The organism is Buchananella sp. 14KM1171 (genome assembly GCF_041380365.1).
Classification (GTDB): domain Bacteria; phylum Actinomycetota; class Actinomycetes; order Actinomycetales; family Actinomycetaceae; genus Buchananella; species Buchananella felis.
Genome location: NZ_CP159981.1, coordinates 2289010 through 2306193 on the forward strand (window position 1 = coordinate 2289010; position 17184 = coordinate 2306193).

The 17184-nt window shown below is 63.7% G+C and carries 9 protein-coding genes and 3 rRNA genes; all 12 read left to right on the forward strand.

Features of this window, described 5'->3' with window-relative positions:
• Nucleotides 1–121: 121 nt before the first annotated feature.
• The 12 genes from ABYF38_RS08920 (at nucleotide 122) to rrf (ending at nucleotide 16494) form a co-directional block, all read left to right on the forward strand.
• Nucleotides 122–1675 carry an ABC transporter substrate-binding protein gene (locus ABYF38_RS08920; protein ID WP_371152033.1) on the forward strand — a complete coding sequence of 518 codons (1554 nt, stop codon included), beginning with the start codon at nucleotides 122–124 and terminating at the stop codon, nucleotides 1673–1675.
• A gap of 109 nt (nucleotides 1676–1784) precedes the next feature.
• A complete protein-coding gene (locus tag ABYF38_RS08925; protein ID WP_371152034.1) occupies nucleotides 1785–2732 on the forward strand; it encodes an ABC transporter permease in 948 nt (315 codons plus the stop codon).
• Nucleotides 2733–2734: 2 nt separating this feature from the next.
• Nucleotides 2735–4771 (forward strand): dipeptide/oligopeptide/nickel ABC transporter permease/ATP-binding protein, encoded by a 2037-nt coding sequence (locus ABYF38_RS08930; RefSeq protein ID WP_371152035.1) that lies wholly within the window; start codon nucleotides 2735–2737, stop codon nucleotides 4769–4771.
• Between the two features lie 2 nt (nucleotides 4772–4773).
• Complete coding sequence (locus tag ABYF38_RS08935) at nucleotides 4774–5580, forward strand: ABC transporter ATP-binding protein (protein WP_371152036.1); 807 nt, start codon at nucleotides 4774–4776, stop codon at nucleotides 5578–5580.
• A gap of 18 nt (nucleotides 5581–5598) precedes the next feature.
• The gene (locus ABYF38_RS08940; protein ID WP_371152037.1) at nucleotides 5599–6516 is read left to right on the forward strand and encodes a dihydrodipicolinate synthase family protein; all 918 of its coding nucleotides are present in this window, start codon (nucleotides 5599–5601) and stop codon (nucleotides 6514–6516) included.
• A 3-nt stretch (nucleotides 6517–6519) separates the two neighbouring features.
• Nucleotides 6520–7419 (forward strand): DUF4862 family protein, encoded by a 900-nt coding sequence (locus ABYF38_RS08945; protein WP_371152038.1) that lies wholly within the window; start codon nucleotides 6520–6522, stop codon nucleotides 7417–7419.
• 5 nt (nucleotides 7420–7424) lie between these two features.
• On the forward strand, nucleotides 7425–8408 hold the full coding sequence (locus tag ABYF38_RS08950; protein ID WP_371152039.1) for an ROK family protein: 984 nt from the start codon (nucleotides 7425–7427) through the stop codon (nucleotides 8406–8408).
• Between the two features lie 60 nt (nucleotides 8409–8468).
• The gene (locus ABYF38_RS08955) at nucleotides 8469–9146 is read left to right on the forward strand and encodes an N-acetylmannosamine-6-phosphate 2-epimerase (protein WP_371153026.1); all 678 of its coding nucleotides are present in this window, start codon (nucleotides 8469–8471) and stop codon (nucleotides 9144–9146) included.
• 213 nt (nucleotides 9147–9359) lie between these two features.
• Nucleotides 9360–10628 carry a tyrosine--tRNA ligase gene (gene tyrS / locus ABYF38_RS08960; RefSeq protein WP_371152040.1) on the forward strand — a complete coding sequence of 423 codons (1269 nt, stop codon included), beginning with the start codon at nucleotides 9360–9362 and terminating at the stop codon, nucleotides 10626–10628.
• Between the two features lie 568 nt (nucleotides 10629–11196).
• Nucleotides 11197–12738: ribosomal RNA gene (locus ABYF38_RS08965) — 16S ribosomal RNA — on the forward strand.
• Nucleotides 12739–13163: 425 nt separating this feature from the next.
• Nucleotides 13164–16286: ribosomal RNA gene (locus ABYF38_RS08970) — 23S ribosomal RNA — on the forward strand.
• Nucleotides 16287–16377: 91 nt separating this feature from the next.
• Nucleotides 16378–16494: ribosomal RNA gene (rrf, locus tag ABYF38_RS08975) — 5S ribosomal RNA — on the forward strand.
• The 16S, 23S and 5S rRNA genes sit together here, the layout of an rRNA operon.
• Nucleotides 16495–17184: the final 690 nt, after the last annotated feature.

A 17184-nucleotide genomic window follows, 5' to 3' on the forward strand; every position in this document is an offset into this window, starting at 1 on the left:
TGCGATAACAGTTTGGCAACGGTACCCGGATCGCGTGATTCCAGCTTGTCAGACAACATATGATTCATTCTACTTCGGCATCACCTGATGCCACGAGCCTACTCAACGATGAGGAGAAGCTATGCAGAACCGTCCCAAGAAGTGGGTCGCTTTCGCAGCCATGAGCGCCGCCGCGGCCATGCTCCTGTCCGCCTGTGGCGGCAAGACCGACGAAGCCAAGCCGGCGGGTGCGGAGAGCGTGATCACCGCTGGTGTCGCTTACGAGACCACCAACTACAACCCCTCCAACACCACCTCTGCTCTCGCAATGGGCTCCAACTGGCACGTTGTCGAGGGCCTGTACGAGACCAACATGGCCACCGGCGAGATCTACGCCGCCCTGGCCGCCGGCGACCCCACCAAGGTCTCCGACACCGAGTACGAGGTCACCCTGCGTGACGGCGCCAAGTTCTCCGACGGCTCCGATGTCACCTCCGCCGACGTGGTGGAGTCCTTCAAGCGCTCCACCGCCGAGGGCAACCTCTACGCGGGCTTCCTAGACTTCGTCGACACCGTTGACGCCAAGGACGAAAAGACCGTCTCCATCAAGCTGAAGAACCCCTTCACCCTGGTCAAGGAGCGCCTGGCCGTGGTCAAGGTCGTGCCCGCCGCCTCCACCGAGGACGACATGACCAAGATGCCGATTGGCTCCGGCCCCTACAAGTACGAGGCCATCACCGAGTCCGAGCTGACCGCCGTCAAGAACGAGCACTACAACGGCCCGCGTCCGGCCACCACCGACCGCCTGAAGTGGAGCGTCCTGAAGGACGACACCGCCCGCACCACCGCCGCCCAGGACGGTTCCATCGACGTGATGGAGTCCGTGCCGGCCGAGAACATCGCCCTGCTCGAGGCCGCCGGCTGGAAGGTCGAGAAGGTCGCCGGCTTCAACCTGCCCTTCGTGCTGTTCAACAACGCCAAGGCCCCCTTCACCGACGCCCGCGTGCGCCAGGCCTTCCTGTACGCCATCGACGTCGACAAGCTCATCTCCAACAACATGAGCGGTGAGGCCAAGGCCGCCACCTCCTTCCTGCCCGAGGACCACCCGAACTACAAGAAGGCCGAGGTCCAGTACAACTACGACCCGGAGAAGGCCAAGACCCTCCTGGCCGAGGCCGGCGTGAAGGACCTGAGCATCACCATGCTCACCACCGACCACACCTGGATCGCCAACCTGGCCCCGCAGATCAAGAACGACCTGGAGGCCGTCGGCGTCAAGGTCAACCTGCAGTCCATGGCTTCCTCCGCCCTGTACAAGGACAACCTGGACATCGACAACGCCACCTTCGACATCGCGGTTGCCCCCGGTGACCCGTCCGTGTTCGGTAAGGACCCGGCCCTGCTGATGAACTGGTGGTACGGCCCCGGCAAGTGGACCGACTACCGCACCTTCTGGGCCAAGGGCGACAAGGCCAAGTTCGAGGGCCTGAAGGCCATCATCGACGAGGCCGTCACCCTCGAGGGCGCCGAGCAGCAGAAGAAGTGGGACGAGGCGCAGGACTACATCTCCCGCGAGGTGCCGCTCTACCCGCTGTTCCACCGCAACATCATCACCGCCTACAACAGTGCCAAGATCGACGGCTTCACCCCGATCGGCACCACCGGCCTTAGCCTCCTGGGCGCCACGGTCAAGTAGTGACACTGAGTTGGCCTAACGCCTAACTCATCCGAAAGGAGGGGCGGGACACCGTTCCGCCCCTCCTTTCGCGTTCCTTCGAACGTATCGCTAAAGGAGCAAAGTCACCGTGAACATCCTTCTCCGCCTGATCGGCAGGCGCCTGGCCGTACTACCCGTGATGGTGCTGGGCGTTTCCTTCCTGGTCTTCGTAATCATGTCTCTCTCCCCGATCGACCCCGCCTACGCGGCCCTGGGAGAGACCGCCTCCACTGAGCAGATCAACGCCTACCGCGAGCAGCACGGCCTCAACGACCCGTGGTTCATCCAGTTCGGTAACTACATCTGGAACATGCTGCACGGCGACCTGGGCGTGTACGGGCAGGCCAACCTGTCGGTCTCCGACAAGGTCTTCTCCGCCCTGCCCGTCACCATGCAGCTGACCTTCCTGGGCCTGATCCTGGCCGTGGTCGTCGCCTTCCCGCTCGGCATCATCGCCGCCATCTACCGGGGCAAGGCCGCCGACCAGATCATTCGCCTCATCTCCGTGGCCTGCATCGCCACCCCGTCCTTCTGGCTGGCCATCCTCCTGGTCCTGGTCTTCCTGGGCACGCTGCCCGTCTCCGGCGTCACCCCCGAGTTCTCTACGGACCCGAGCGGCTGGTTCCTGCGCATGCTGCTGCCCGCACTCGCGCTGGCGGTGCCCGTGATCGGTCAGCTCACCCGCGTGGTGCGCACCTCGATGGTGGAGGAGCTGGACCGCGACTACGTTCGCACCGCGCTCGGCGCGGGCATCCCCAAGCACATCGTGATCGGCCGCAACGTGCTACGCAACGCGCTCATCACCCCGGTCACCGTGCTCGGCCTGCGCGTCGGCTACCTGATGGGTGGCGCGGTGGTCATCGAGATCATCTTCAACCTGAAGGGAATGGGCCGCGTTCTGATCGACGGCATTCAGCAGAACTGGGTGACCGTGGTGCAGGGAGCAACGCTGGTGGTTGCCATCTCCTTCATTGTCATCAACATCATCGTGGACTTGCTCTACGTCCTCATCAACCCGCGGATTAGGTCGGTGTGATCATGCGAAAGAAGCTCACCGCTGCGCTAGAGCGCCCCGGAGTACGCGTCTCGCGTTTCTCGGCCATGACCCTGGGGGCACGTGCCTCCCTGATCTTCTTGGTCTTCATCGCGCTGACGGCAATCTTTGCCCCGGTGTTGGCCACCCACAACCCCGAGTACATCGCCGTTAAGGGCATCGCCCCGAACTCGGAGTTCTACTTCGGCACCGACCACCTGGGTCGCGACGTCTTCTCCCGGCTGCTCTACGGTGGCCGCTACTCCCTGGCCGTTGGTCTGCTGGCCACCGGCATCGCCCTGGCTCTGGGCGCCGTGATCGGCTCCGTGGCCGCCGTGGCCCGCAAGTCCATCTCCGAGACGATCATGCGCGTGCTGGACATCGTCATGTCCATCCCCGGCATCGCCCTGGCCGCCGTGCTGGTGCTGGTGCTGCGCGACCCGGAGAACCCGACCGGCTCGGTCTTCATCATCATCGTGGCGATCGCGGCCGTTTACGTGCCGCAGCTCAGCCGCATCGTGCGCGCCAACGTCATGGCCGCCTACGGCGAGGACTACGTCAACGCCGTCATCGTCTCGGGCGCCCGCGCCCCGTGGATCCTGGTCAAGCACGTGGCCCGCAACACGGCCGCCCCGGTCCTGGTGTTCGCCACCGTGCTGGTCGCGGACGCGATCATCCTGGAGGCCTCGCTGACCTTCATCGGCGCCGGCCTGCAAGAGCCGATCGCCACCTGGGGCAACATCCTCTCCGGTGCGCAGGCCGGCGTGCTGCGCGGCGAGTGGTGGCAGGCCCTGTTCCCCGGCATTGCCATCATGCTGACGGTGCTGTGCCTGAACATCCTGTCCGAGGGCATCACCGACGCGATGGTGGCCGCCCCGCAGGGCGCGGTGGCCGACACCCCGCGCTCGGACGCCGAGCGCGAGGCCGACCGCCTGCTGATCGACCCCGTTGCCTCCTACGCCGCCCAGCGCGAGACCCTGCAGGCCCGCCTGGACGCGCTCAAGAGCGTGGAGACGCAGCGCAACGACCGCTTCGTTCCCACCAGCACGGCCGCGCCGCTGCTGGAGGTGCGAGACCTGTGCATCAAGTTCCCGCGCCACGGCGACGTGAACGTGGTTGACCACGTCAACTTCGCGGTCCGCCCGGGCGAGACCATGGGTCTGGTGGGTGAGTCCGGCTGCGGTAAGTCCATCACCTCCCTGACCATCATGGGATTGATCGACCCGCGCGCGCAGATCACCGGCGAGGTGCTCTACGAGGGCCGCGACCTGCTGAAGATGTCCGTCAAGGAGCGCCAGTCCCTGCTGGGCCACGAGATGGCGATGGTCTACCAGGACGCCCTGTCCTCCCTGAACCCCTCCATGCTGATCCGCACCCAGATGAAGCAGCTGACCAGCCGTGGCGGCACCCGCTCTGCGGAGGAGCTGCTGGAGCTGGTGGGCCTGGACCCGAAGCGCACGCTCGAGTCCTACCCGCACGAGCTCTCCGGTGGTCAGCGCCAGCGCGTGCTGATCGCCATGGCCCTGACGCGTGACCCGAAGCTGGTGATCGCTGACGAGCCCACCACGGCCCTGGACGTGACCGTGCAGAAGCAGGTGATCGACCTGCTGAACAAGCTGCGCGACCAGCTGGGCTTCGCGATGATCTTCGTCAGCCACGACCTGGCCCTGGTGGCAGAGGTGGCTCACTCGGTGACCGTTATGTACGCCGGTCAGGTGGTGGAGCAGGCCCCGACCTCTGAGCTGCTGTCCAACCCGATTCACGAGTACACGCGTGGCCTGCTGGGCTCGGTGCTCTCCATCGAGTCGGGCTCGGGCCGCCTGCACCAGGTGCCCGGCACGGTCCCGTCCCCCAAGGACTTCCCCGTCGGTGACCGATTCGCCCCGCGCTCGTCCCACCCGGACTTCGGTTTGGACGTCCCGCCGCTGCGCGCCAAGGTGGCTGGCAAGGAGCACTACTTCGCGGTTGCCACCGACAAGTCCGGAAGCACGCTGCTGCCCGAGGCCGCCCACGGCCAGGACATCGAGATGGAAGGGCGCTGAAAATGGCTACTACTCCGATCATCGAGCTGCGTAAGGTCCACGTTTCCTTCCGCTCTCGTACCGGTTCGATCTTCCTGCCGAACATGGTTCACGCCGTTGACGGGATCTCCCTGTCGCTGATGCCGGGGGAGACCATCGGCATCGTGGGCGAGTCCGGCTGCGGCAAGTCGACCACCGCGAACGTGATGTGCGGCCTGCAGGCCCCCACCTCCGGGCAGGTGTTCTTCAAGGGCGAGGAGGTCACCAAGCGCACGCCGGAGGACCGCCGCCGCATGGGCCGCGTGGTCTCCGTGGTGTTCCAGTCGCCGGCGACGGCGCTGAACGCCCGCATGACGGTCAAGGACCAGCTGATGGACCCGCTGCTGGTGCACAAGATCGGCACCCCCGCCGAGCGGCACGCCCGCGTCCGCGAGCTGATCGCCATGGTCGGTCTGCCGGACTCCTCGCTGAGCGCCCTGCCGGGCCAGCTCTCCGGTGGTCAGCGCCAGCGCGTGGCTATCGCCCGCGCGCTGTCCCTGAACCCGGACGTGATCATCGCTGACGAGCCGACCTCGGCGCTGGACGTGTCCGTGCGCGCCCAGATCCTCAACCTGCTGACGGACCTGAAGTCCCAGCTCGGTTTGGCGATGGTTTTCATCAGTCACGACATCCAGACCGTCCGCTACGTCTCGGACCGGATCGTCGTCATGAACAAGGGACGGATCGTGGAGGAGGGACCCGCCCAGCAGGTGCTGGAGAACCCCACCAACGCCTACACCCGCACGCTGCTCGGTGCGGCCCCCTCCCTGCTCCACCCCGCTAAGAACTAAGCAAAGAAAGGGCAAACCATGACCATTAAGGGTGTTGTCCCCCCGGTAGTTACCGCACTGGACGCCGCCGGCAATTTCGACCGTCCCTCCTTCGACCGCAACATCGAGCGCATGCTGGCCGCCGGCGTGCACGGCCTGTTCGTGCTGGGCTCCTCCGGTGAGGTCGTCTTCTCCTCGGACGCGCGCCGTGACGAGATCGTGGACGCGGCCGTGGAGACCACGGCCAAGCGCGTGCCGGTGATCGTCGGCGTGATCGACATGCAGACCGAGCGCGTGATCGAGCACGCCCGCCGCGCGGTGGCTCACGGCGCCGACGGTGTGGTGGCCACGGCCCCGTTCTACGCGCTGGGCGGCGAGGCCCAGGTGCGTCGCCACTTCGAGCTGCTGGCTCAGGCGGTGGACGTGCCGGTTTACGCCTACGACATCCCGGTGTGCGTGCACACCAAGCTGAGCGTGGACCTGCAGATGCAGCTGGCCAAGGACGGCACGATCCAGGGTGTGAAGGACTCCTCCGGTGACGACGTTTCCTTCCGTCGCCTGCTGCTGGCCAACCGCGAGGCTGGCGAGCCGTTGGCGCTGCTGACCGGCCACGAGATGGTCGTGGACGGCGCCTACCTGGGTGGCGCCCACGGCGCGGTGCCGGGCCTGGCCAACGTGGACCCGGCCGGTTACGTGCGCCAGTGGGAGGCCTACCAGGCCGGAGACTGGGCCACGGTGGCCGCAGAGCAGGACCGCCTGACCGAGCTGATGGACATCGTGTTCGTCACGAGCGGCCTGGCCGGTTTCTCCGCCGGCGTGGGTGCGTTCAAGACCGCGCTGCAGCTGCTGGGAGTCTTTGAGACCAACCGCATGCCGGAGCCCGCCACCACCATGGAGGGCGCGAACGTGGAGGCCGTGGCGGGCGTGCTGCGCCGCGCCGGCCTGCTGGAGGACTAGAAGATGCTGCCCCCGTACGTGGTTGGCGCCTACGCCGCCGAGCCTGCGCCCCGCGAGCCGTGGTACGAGGCCCTGGCCGCCCAGGACTGGGTCTGCGGGCTGGAGATTCCCTGGCCGGGCGACCTCGCTGAGAACACCGGCTGGCTGGCGAAGTACCTGCCCGCGCGCTTTGACTCCACGGTGATCACCGCGATCCCGGGGACGATGGTGCGCATGGGCGCCGATCCCGTGCGGGGGCTGGCATCCCCTGACCAAGAGGGGCGCAAGCGCGCCCTTGCCGACGTCGCCGAGCTGCGTGACGGGCTTGCCCGCCTGTGCGACGCGACCGGTTTCGCGGCCGCCCGGTGGGTGCACCTGCACTCCGCGCCGCGCCAGGTGGCCGACGCTGCCGCCCTGGCCGCCTCCCTGGAGGAGCTGAGCGGCTGGGACTGGTGCGGGGCGAGCCCGGTGATCGAGCACTGCGACCGCTTCGTGGCCGGGCAGCCGCCCCAGAAGGGATTCCTGCCGATCTCTGCGGAGCTGGACGCGGCGGCTGCGGCCGGCACGGGAGTGTCCATGAACTGGGGCCGCTCGGCCATCGAGGCGCGCAGCGGCGCGGTGGTGGCTGAGCACATCGCCGCAGCCGCAAGGCGGGGCCTGCTGCGCGGCGTGATGTTCTCCGGTGCAGGCGAGGCGGAGAACTACTACGGCAAGTCCTGGGAGGACCTGCACCTGCCGCTGGCGGCCGACGAGCCCACCAGCCTGCTTGACGACGCCGAGGTGCTGCGCTGCGCGGCGGCCTGGGGCGAGCAGGCCCCCGCCTACGTGGGGGCCAAGATTCAAGCCCGCGCCGAGTGGGACGTGGAGCGCCGCCTGAGCGCGGCCCGCCGCGCATACGACGTGTTAGCGGCCCGGGAGGCGTGAGGAAGATGCGATACGTACTGGCGATGGACATCGGGGGCACCAAGATCGCCTCCGCCCTCATCCCGCTCGAGGGGGATGGCGGCGCGGCCGGCGGGGCGGCCGGCGGAACGTCGTCCACCGGTAGCGGAGCGCCGCAGGTGCTGGCCAAGGCGGAGGTCGCCACGCAGGCCATGGAGGGCGGCGCCGCAGTGCTGGCCCGGGTGGTGGCGTTGGCGCTCTCCCAACTGGAGGCGGCACTGGGCCTGCCCGGGGGCGGCGAGGTAGTGGCCATCGGCGTCGGCAGCGCCGGCGTGGTGGACACCGCCACCGGCACCATCACCTCCGCCACCGGCACCATGCCCGGCTGGGGCGGCACCGAACTGGGGCGCGCCCTGCGCGAGGCCACCGGCCTGCCCGTGACCGTGATCGGCGACGTGGGCGCCCACGCCCTGGGCGAGCACGTCTTCGGGGCCGGGCGCGGTTACCCCTCCACCCTGGTCATGGGTCTCGGCACCGGTATCGGCGGCGCCCTGGTAGAGGGAAGCACGGTGCAGGTGGGCGCCCACAACGTTGCCGGCCACATCGGGCACGTGCACCACGCGCTGGCCGCCGGGCGAGACTGCTCCTGCGGCCGCCAGGGACACCTGGAACCCATCGCCTCCGGCAGCGGCATCGCCGCAGAGTACGCCCGCCTGAGCGGGCGCGAGGCGACCGGGCGGGAGGTGGACGACCTGGCCGAGGCCGGCGACGCTGTGGCGCTCCAGGTGGTGCGGACCGCCGGGCGCGCCACCGGGGAGAGCCTGGGCAGCCTGGCAAACATCCTGGATCCCGGCGTGATCGTCCTGTCCGGCTCGGTGGTCAACTCCGGGCGCACGTGGTGGAACGCCGTCGAGGCCGGGTGGAAGGACCAAGCAATGGACCCCGTGGCGGGCACCCCGCTGGTGCGCGGCGAGCTGGGCGGCAAGGCCCCGCTGCTCGGGGCGGCGGTTGCCACCGGCCTGCTCGACTGACCGCTCGGACCCACCCGATAGCGGCAAGACTTTGGCTAAACAGACGCAATGGAGGAAACCATGCACCCGATGATCCAGGCCCTGCGGGGCAAGCTGATCGTCTCCTGCCAGGCATACCCCGGTGAGCCGCTGCGCCACCCGGAGACCATGGCGCAGATGGCCCTGGCCGCCGAGCGCGGGGGAGCGGCGGCCATCCGCTGCCAGGGCCTGGCAGACATCTCCGCTATCAAGGGCCAGGTCAAGGTGCCCGTGATCGGCCTGTGGAAGGAGGGCGACGAGGGCGTCTACATCACCCCGACGCTGCGCCACGCCCGCTCGTGCTCCTGGGCCGGCAGCGACATCGTGGCCATCGACGCCACGCGCCGCCCCCGCCCCGACGGGCTGACCTTCGCGCAGGTGGTGGAGGCGCTACACGCCGACTCCGTGCTGGTGATGGCCGACTGCGGTTCCATCGAGGACATCCGAATGGCCGCGCAGGCCGGGGCGGACATCCTCTCCACCACCCTGGCCGGCTACACCGGCGAGCGGCCCAAGACCGCCGGACCCGACCTGGAGCTGCTGCGCCAGGCGGTGGCCGAGTTCCCCGACCACCCGGTCATCTGCGAGGGCCGCGTCCACACCCCCGCCCAGGCGGCCGAGGTGATGGCAGCCGGAGCCTGGGCCGTCGTGGTCGGCACGGCCATCACGCACCCCACCTCCATCACCGGCTGGTTCCGCACCGCCGTCGAAGGGCAGTAGCTCAGGGCAGCGAACATCGGTGTCTTGGCGCGTCGGGCCCTGCCCGGCGCGCCAAGCCCTTTGCGGCTGCGACTGCTGCTGCGGCGGCGCAGTGGCCGGGCGCGGTGCGGTGCCGGCCGCGACTGGGCGGGAGGAACGTCGTCCAGCCCGGGCCGCGTAGAATCGGGGCGGTGCGCCAAAAGGCGCGCGCAAACACAACGTAAAGGAATAGACGTGAGCGACATCCTGGATGAACTCCAGTGGCGTGGACTGCTGCAGCAGCACACCGACTTGGACGCGCTGCGCGAGGCGCTGTCCGCAGGGCCGATCACGTTCTATACCGGCTATGACCCCACCGCAAAGTCGCTCCACCACGGGCACCTGGTCCAGCTCATCGTCATGCGCCACCTGCAAAACGCCGGCCACAAGCCGATCGCCCTGGTGGGCGGAGCCACCGGCCTCATCGGCGACCCGCGCATGAGCGGCGAGCGCACCCTGAACGAGGCCGACGTGGTGGCCCAGTGGGCGCAGGCGCTGCGCGAGCAGATCGCCCGCTTCCTCTCCTTCGAGGGAGACAACGCCGCAGTCATGGTCAACAACTACGACTGGACCGCGCCGATGAGCGCCATCTCCCTGCTGCGCGACCTCGGCAAGTACTTCCGCCTGGGCACCATGATCGCCAAGGACACGGTGGCGCGGCGCCTGGCCAGCGACGAGGGCATCTCCTTCACCGAGTTCTCCTACCAGCTGCTGCAGGCCAACGACTTCCTGGAGCTCTACCGCCGCCACGGCGTCACCCTCCAGACCGGCGGCAACGACCAGTGGGGCAACCTGCTGGGCGGCGTCGAGCTGGTGCGCAAGGCCGAGGGCGCTAGCGTGCACTGCCTGACCACCCCGCTGATCACCAAGGCCGACGGCACCAAGTTCGGCAAGTCCGAGGGCGGGGCCGTCTGGCTGGACCCCGAGCTGCTCAGCCCGTATGCCTTCTACCAGTTCTGGCTGGGCGCGGACGACGCCGACGTGGTGCGCTTCTTGAAGGTCTTTACCTTCCTGTCCCGCGAGGAGATCGAGGAACTGGCGGAGGCGACTGCGCAGCGCCCCAAGGCGCGCGAGGCGCAGCGGGCCCTGGCGCGCGCGGTCACCGAACTGGTGCACGGCGCCCAGGCGCTGGCCGATGCCGAGGCAGCCACGGCGGCGCTGTGGGGCGGCGGCGACCTGCGCGCGGTTTCCCCGGCCACGCTGCTGGAGGCGATCGCCGGCCTGGAGGTGGGCGAGCTGGAGCTGGGCGAGGCCACCATCGTCGACGCGCTGGTGGCCACCGGTCAGGAAAAGGGCCGCAACGCCGCACGCAAGACCATCGCCCAGGGCGGGGCCTACATCAACAACGAGAAGGTGGCCGACGACGAGCGCGTGCTGACCACGGACGACGTGCTGCCCGGTGGGCTCATCCTGGTCCGCAAGGGCCGGCGCAACCTGGCCGTGGTCAAGGTAGTGGGCGCCTAGTCGGTCTCCGCGACGGCGCGGGCCTCCCGGCGGGTGGAACCACCCGGCCCCTCGAGGGCGGGGGAGGACCGGTGACCGGGGGTGCAGCCAGAGCACTGCGGTGGGGGCGGCGGGAAGATTCCCGCCGCCCCCACCGGTCGTTTCCGGCGAGTTTTCGTTGGAATCCCGGGCGAAACGGGTGCGTGTGCCTCAGCTCACCTCGAAACGATTTGACGAAGGGGGGTTGGGTGCGTGTAAGTTATTCCCCGTTGCCGAGAGCGCGGAAAGCGCCAAGGCGGCCACCTCTTCCAAGTTCTAGCAAGGCTGTGGACAGCTTTGCCCGGAACAGGAAGGCCATTCCGTTGGGGTGCTGGTTCTGTTTGGGGCTGGTGTTCTGGTGGGTGTGGGTGTTGTTTGGGAACTCAATAGTGTGTGGTTTGTTTTTTGTTTAGTGTTTGTTTTTTGGGCTGACTGTTTTGGTTGGTCTGTTTTGTTTGCCTGGCCTTTTTGGTTGGGTGTTGTTTTTGTCAGGGTTTCTGGCAGGGGCTTTGGCTGGCTGGCCTGTTTGTGGGTTGGTTGGTTTTGGTTTTTGTTGGAGAGTTTGATCCTGGCTCAGGACGAACGCTGGCGGCGTGCTTAACACATGCAAGTCGAACGGGATCCAAGCGAGCTTGCTTGTTTGGTGAGAGTGGCGAACGGGTGAGTAACACGTGAGTAACCTGCCCCCTTCTTTGGGATAACGACCAGAAATGGTTGCTAATACTGAATATTCACGCATGATCGCATGGTTGTGTGTGGAAAGGTTTTTCTGGTGGGGGATGGGCTCGCGGCCTATCAGCTTGTTGGTGGGGTGATGGCCTACCAAGGCTTTGACGGGTAGCCGGCCTGAGAGGGTGACCGGTCACACTGGGACTGAGATACGGCCCAGACTCCTACGGGAGGCAGCAGTGGGGAATATTGCACAATGGGCGAAAGCCTGATGCAGCGACGCCGCGTGAGGGATGACGGCCTTCGGGTTGTAAACCTCTTTCAGTAAGGACGCAGGCCTAGGCTTTTGTTTGGGTTGACTTTACTTACAGAAGAAGCGCCGGCTAACTACGTGCCAGCAGCCGCGGTAATACGTAGGGCGCAAGCGTTGTCCGGAATTATTGGGCGTAAAGAGCTCGTAGGCGGTTTGTCGCGTCTGTCGTGAAAACCCACAGCTTAACTGTGGGCTTGCGGTGGGTACGGGCAGGCTTGAGTGCGGTAGGGGAGACTGGAATTCCTGGTGTAGCGGTGGAATGCGCAGATATCAGGAGGAACACCGGTGGCGAAGGCGGGTCTCTGGGCCGTTACTGACGCTGAGGAGCGAAAGCATGGGGAGCGAACAGGATTAGATACCCTGGTAGTCCATGCCGTAAACGTTGGGCACTAGGTGTGGGGGCTGTTTCCATGGTTCCTGCGCCGTAGCTAACGCATTAAGTGCCCCGCCTGGGGAGTACGGTCGCAAGGCTAAAACTCAAAGGAATTGACGGGGGCCCGCACAAGCGGCGGAGCATGCGGATTAATTCGATGCAACGCGAAGAACCTTACCAAGGCTTGACATACATCCAGAGTCTGCAGAGATGTGGGCGCATTTAGTTGGGGGTGTACAGGTGGTGCATGGTTGTCGTCAGCTCGTGTCGTGAGATGTTGGGTTAAGTCCCGCAACGAGCGCAACCCTTGTCTCATGTTGCCAGCACGTTATGGTGGGGACTCGTGAGAGACTGCCGGGGTTAACTCGGAGGAAGGTGGGGATGACGTCAAATCATCATGCCCCTTATGTCTTGGGCTTCACGCATGCTACAATGGCCAGTACAGAGGGTTGCGATATCGTAAGGTTGAGCGAATCCCTTAAAGCTGGTCTCAGTTCGGATTGGGGTCTGCAACTCGACCCCATGAAGTCGGAGTCGCTAGTAATCGCAGATCAGCAACGCTGCGGTGAATACGTTCTCGGGCCTTGTACACACCGCCCGTCACGTCACGAAAGTTGGTAACACCCGAAGCCCATGGCCTAACCGTTTGGGGGGAGTGGTCGAAGGTGGGACTGGCGATTGGGACGAAGTCGTAACAAGGTAGCCGTACCGGAAGGTGCGGCTGGATCACCTCCTTTCTAAGGAGCAACTTTTTCCACCTGCCGGGCTGGGACGCGTTTTTGTGTGTTGGTTTGGTGTTTGTGGGTTTCCTGGTTGTTTGTTTCAGGCGCGTGTTGTGTCTGGCTTCTGGGGGGCTTGGTGGGTTGCTTTTAGTGGAAAAGACACTAGACACACTTTCCTCGTGTCTGCTTGGTCCTTGGGGCTTTTGGGTTCCCGGGGCTGGGTTCGGGGTTGGTGTAGTGGAGAACAGGCCGCATGCTATTGGGTTTCCAGGCCACACTTGTGGTTTGGGTGTTTTGACTACTTGCTGCTGAGCAGGCCTTGGGTTTTTTTGGTTTGGTTTGGTGGTTTGTTGGTTGGTTGGTTTGTAACTGTATAGTGGGTGTGAGCATGATACGTAGTGTTGTGTTCATGGTTTATTGTTTTCTGTATTAGTGTTTTGTTTGTAGTTTCTAAGAGCATTCGGTGGATGCCTTGGCACTAGGAGCCGATGAAGGACGTGGTAGTCCGCGATAGGCCTCGGGGAGTTGACAAACGAGCTTTGATCCGAGGGTGTCCGAATGGGGAAACCTGGCCAGAGTCATGTCTGGTTACCCGCGCTTGAATATATAGGGCGTGTGGGGGGAACGCGGGGAAGTGAAACATCTCAGTACCCGCAGGAAAAGATATTCCGTGAGTAGTGGCGAGCGAAAGCGGATGATGGCTAAACCATGTTCGTGTGATACCCGGCAGGGGTTGCGGATGTGGGGTTGTGGGACGCGTGCGTGTCTGGTCTGCCGGCCAGTGGTTCCAAGCGTGGTTGTAGGTGAATGGTTTGGGAAAGCCAGCCGTAGACGGTGAGAGCCCGGTAACTGAAACGATCATTGCTTGTGTTCGGTGCGTGTTCCCGAGTAGGACGGGGCCCGTGAAATCCCGTGTGAATCTGGCAAGACCACTTGCTAAGCCTGAATACTACCTAGTGACCGATAGCGGATCAGTACCGTGAGGGAATGGTGAAAAGTACCCCGTGAGGGGAGTGAAATAGTACCTGAAACCGGATGCTTACAAACCGTAGGAGCCCTCTTTTGTTGGGGTGACTGCGTGCCTTTTGAAGAATGAGCCTGCGAGTTACTGGTATGTGGCGAGGTTAACCCGGGTGGGGAAGCCGTAGCGAAAGCGAGTCTGAATAGGGCGCTTGAGTCGCATGCCGTAGACCCGAAGCGGAGTGATCTACCCATGGTCAGGTTGAAGCACGTGTAAGAGCGTGTGGAGGACCGAACCCACTTCAGTTGAAAATGGAGGGGATGAACTGTGGGTAGGGGTGAAAGGCCAATCAAACTCCGTGATAGCTGGTTCTCCCCGAAATGCATTTAGGTGCAGCGTCGCGTGTTGCTTGCTGGAGGTAGAGCTACTGGATGGCTGATGGGCCCTACAAGGTTACTGAGGTCAACCAAACTCCGAATGCCAGTAATGTTAGCGCGGCAGTGAGACTGCGGGGGATAAGCTTCGTAGTCGAGAGGGAAACAGCCCAGATCACCGGCTAAGGCCCCTAAGCGTGTGCTCAGTGGGAAAGGATGTGGAGTTGCAGTGACAACCAGGAGGTTGGCTTAGAAGCAGCCACCCTTGAAAGAGTGCGTAATAGCTCACTGGTCAAGTGATTCCGCGCCGACAATGTAGCGGGGCTCAAGCACACCGCCGAAGCCGTGGCAACAACACAAAACCCACACACCTAAAGCTTTCGAGCTGGTTGGGTGTGCAGGGGTGTTGTTGGGTAGGGGAGCGTCCCACGTGGGGTGAAGCTCATCTGGAAGGATGGGTGGACTGCGTGGGAGTGAGAATGCAGGCATGAGTAGCGAAACTAGGGTGAGAATCCCTAGCGCCGATTGACCAAGGGTTCCAGGGCCAGGATCATCCGCCCTGGGTAAGTCGGGACCTAAGGCGAGGCCGACAGGCGTAGTCGATGGACAACCAGTTGATATTCTGGTACCGGCGAAGGACCGTCCATGGTGAGCCTGGTAGTACTAACCACCAACCCAAGCCATCCACACCTTCGGGTGTGGTTGGGGCGGGCTCGTGGGACCGATACCAGTAGTAGCCAAGCGTATTAACAGGGGTGACGCAGAAAGGTAGCCACCGCGGGTCTTATGGCATGGCCCGTCTAAACACGCAGCCCGTTACCCAGGCAAATCCGGGTAACACCAGGGTGAGGTGTGATGGTGACCCACACTCGTGGGGAAGCAGGGTGATCCTATACTGCCAAGAAAAGCCTCGACGCGAGGGACTAGCCGCCCGTACCCCAAACCGACACAGGTGGTCAAGTAGAAAATACTAAGGCGACGAGATAATCATGGTTAAGGAACTCGGCAAAATGCCCCCGTAACTTCGGGAGAAGGGGGACCTGGAACGTGAAGCCCCTCGCGGGCTAGCGCGAAAGGTCGCAGAGAATAGGGAGAAGCGACTGTTTACCAAAAACACAGGTCCGTGCGAAGTTGCAAAACGATGTATACGGACTGACGCCTGCCCGGTGCTGGAAGGTTAAGAGGAAAGGTCAACCCTCGGGTGAAGCTTTGAATCCAAGCCCCAGTAAACGGCGGTGGTAACTATAACCATCCTAAGGTAGCGAAATTCCTTGTCGGGTAAGTTCCGACCTGCACGAATGGCGTAACGACTTCTCTACTGTCTCAACCATGAACTCGGCGAAATTGCACTACGAGTAAAGATGCTCGTTACGCGCAGCAGGACGGAAAGACCCCGGGACCTTTACTATAGCTTGGTATTGGTGCCCGCTTCAGCTTGTGTAGGATAGGTGGGAGACTATGAAACCAACACGCCAGTGTTGGCGGAGTCATTGTTGAAATACCACTCTGGTTGAAGCGGTCATCTAACCTCGGTCCGTAATCCGGACCAGGGACAGTGCCTGGTGGGTAGTTTAACTGGGGCGGTTGCCTCCCAAAAAGTAACGGAGGCGCTCAAAGGTTCCCTCAATCTGGTCGGCAACCAGATGTCGAGTGTAAGTGCACAAGGGAGCTTGACTGTGAGACTGACAAGTCAAACAGGTACGAAAGTAGGAACTAGTGATCCGGCACCACCTTGTGGAAGGGGTGTCGCTCAACGGATAAAAGGTACCCCGGGGATAACAGGCTGATCTTGCCCAAGAGTTCATATCGACGGCATGGTTTGGCACCTCGATGTCGGCTCGTCGCATCCTGGGGCTGGAGTAGGTCCCAAGGGTTGGGCTGTTCGCCCATTAAAGCGGTACGCGAGCTGGGTTCAGAACGTCGTGAGACAGTTCGGTCCCTATCCGCTGCGCGCGTAGGAAACTTGAGAAGACCTGTCCCTAGTACGAGAGGACCGGGACGGACGAACCTCTAGTGTGCCAGTTGTACCGCCAGGTGCACCGCTGGTTAGCCACGTTCGGAAAGGATAACCGCTGAAAGCATCTAAGCGGGAAGCCTGCTTCAAGACCAGGTCTCCAAACACACAAGTGTTGAAGGTCCCCCGCAGACCACGGGGTAGATAGGCCAGACGTGGAAGCGTGGTAACACGTGAAGCTGACTGGTACTAATCGACCAAACAACTACAAACACACAAACAACACACGAAACAACAAACCCGAACACAACACCACACGCTCACACCCCCTATACGGTTACAAACCCACCAAGGGTTAAAACACGTGCGGCGGTCACAGCAGCAGGGAAACGCCCGGCCCCATACCGAACCCGGAAGCTAAGCCTGCCAGCGCCAATGGTACTGCACCCGCCAGGGTGTGGGAGAGTAGGACACCGCCGCCACCAACCACAACACAACGGCCCCCGTAGCGCGAACCAAACCGCAGCAACGGGGGCCGTCCCCACACCCACAAACACCCAACCCCCTGCGTCACTAAAGACGCACGACTCAAGTGACAAAACCAGCCACACCCACCACACCCGGAACGTGAAACTCGACGCTCGAAACCCCAACACGACGAAAACCAGGGCCAAACGTCGAGCCGAAGACCCAAACGTCGAGACGAAGGGGCAAACGTCTAGTTGACTGGGGGACCCGCGCACCAAGCCGGGAGCGCGTCATCAACCAAGCCAGCCAAGACCACCCGACTCGGAACGTGAAACTCGACGTTCGACACCCCAACTAGACGTTCGAAGCTTCAACTCGACGAAAACCAGGGCCAAACGTCGAGTTGAAGGGCTGAATGTCGAGTTGAAGTGCCCAACGTCTGGTTGACTGGGGGACTGGCCCACCAAGCCGGGAGCGCGTCTTTAAATGACCCAGACAGGGCCACTCCACCCGGAGCGTGAAACTCGACGTTCGAAACCCGAACTAGACGTTCGAAGCTTCAACTCGACGAAAACCCGGCCCAAACGTCGAGACGAAGGGGCAAACGTCGAGGCGAAGGGCCAACCGTCTAGTTGACGAACCCAACGTCGAGACGAAGTGGCAAACGTCTAGTTGACGGGGGCTCGTCATTAACTAAGCCAGCC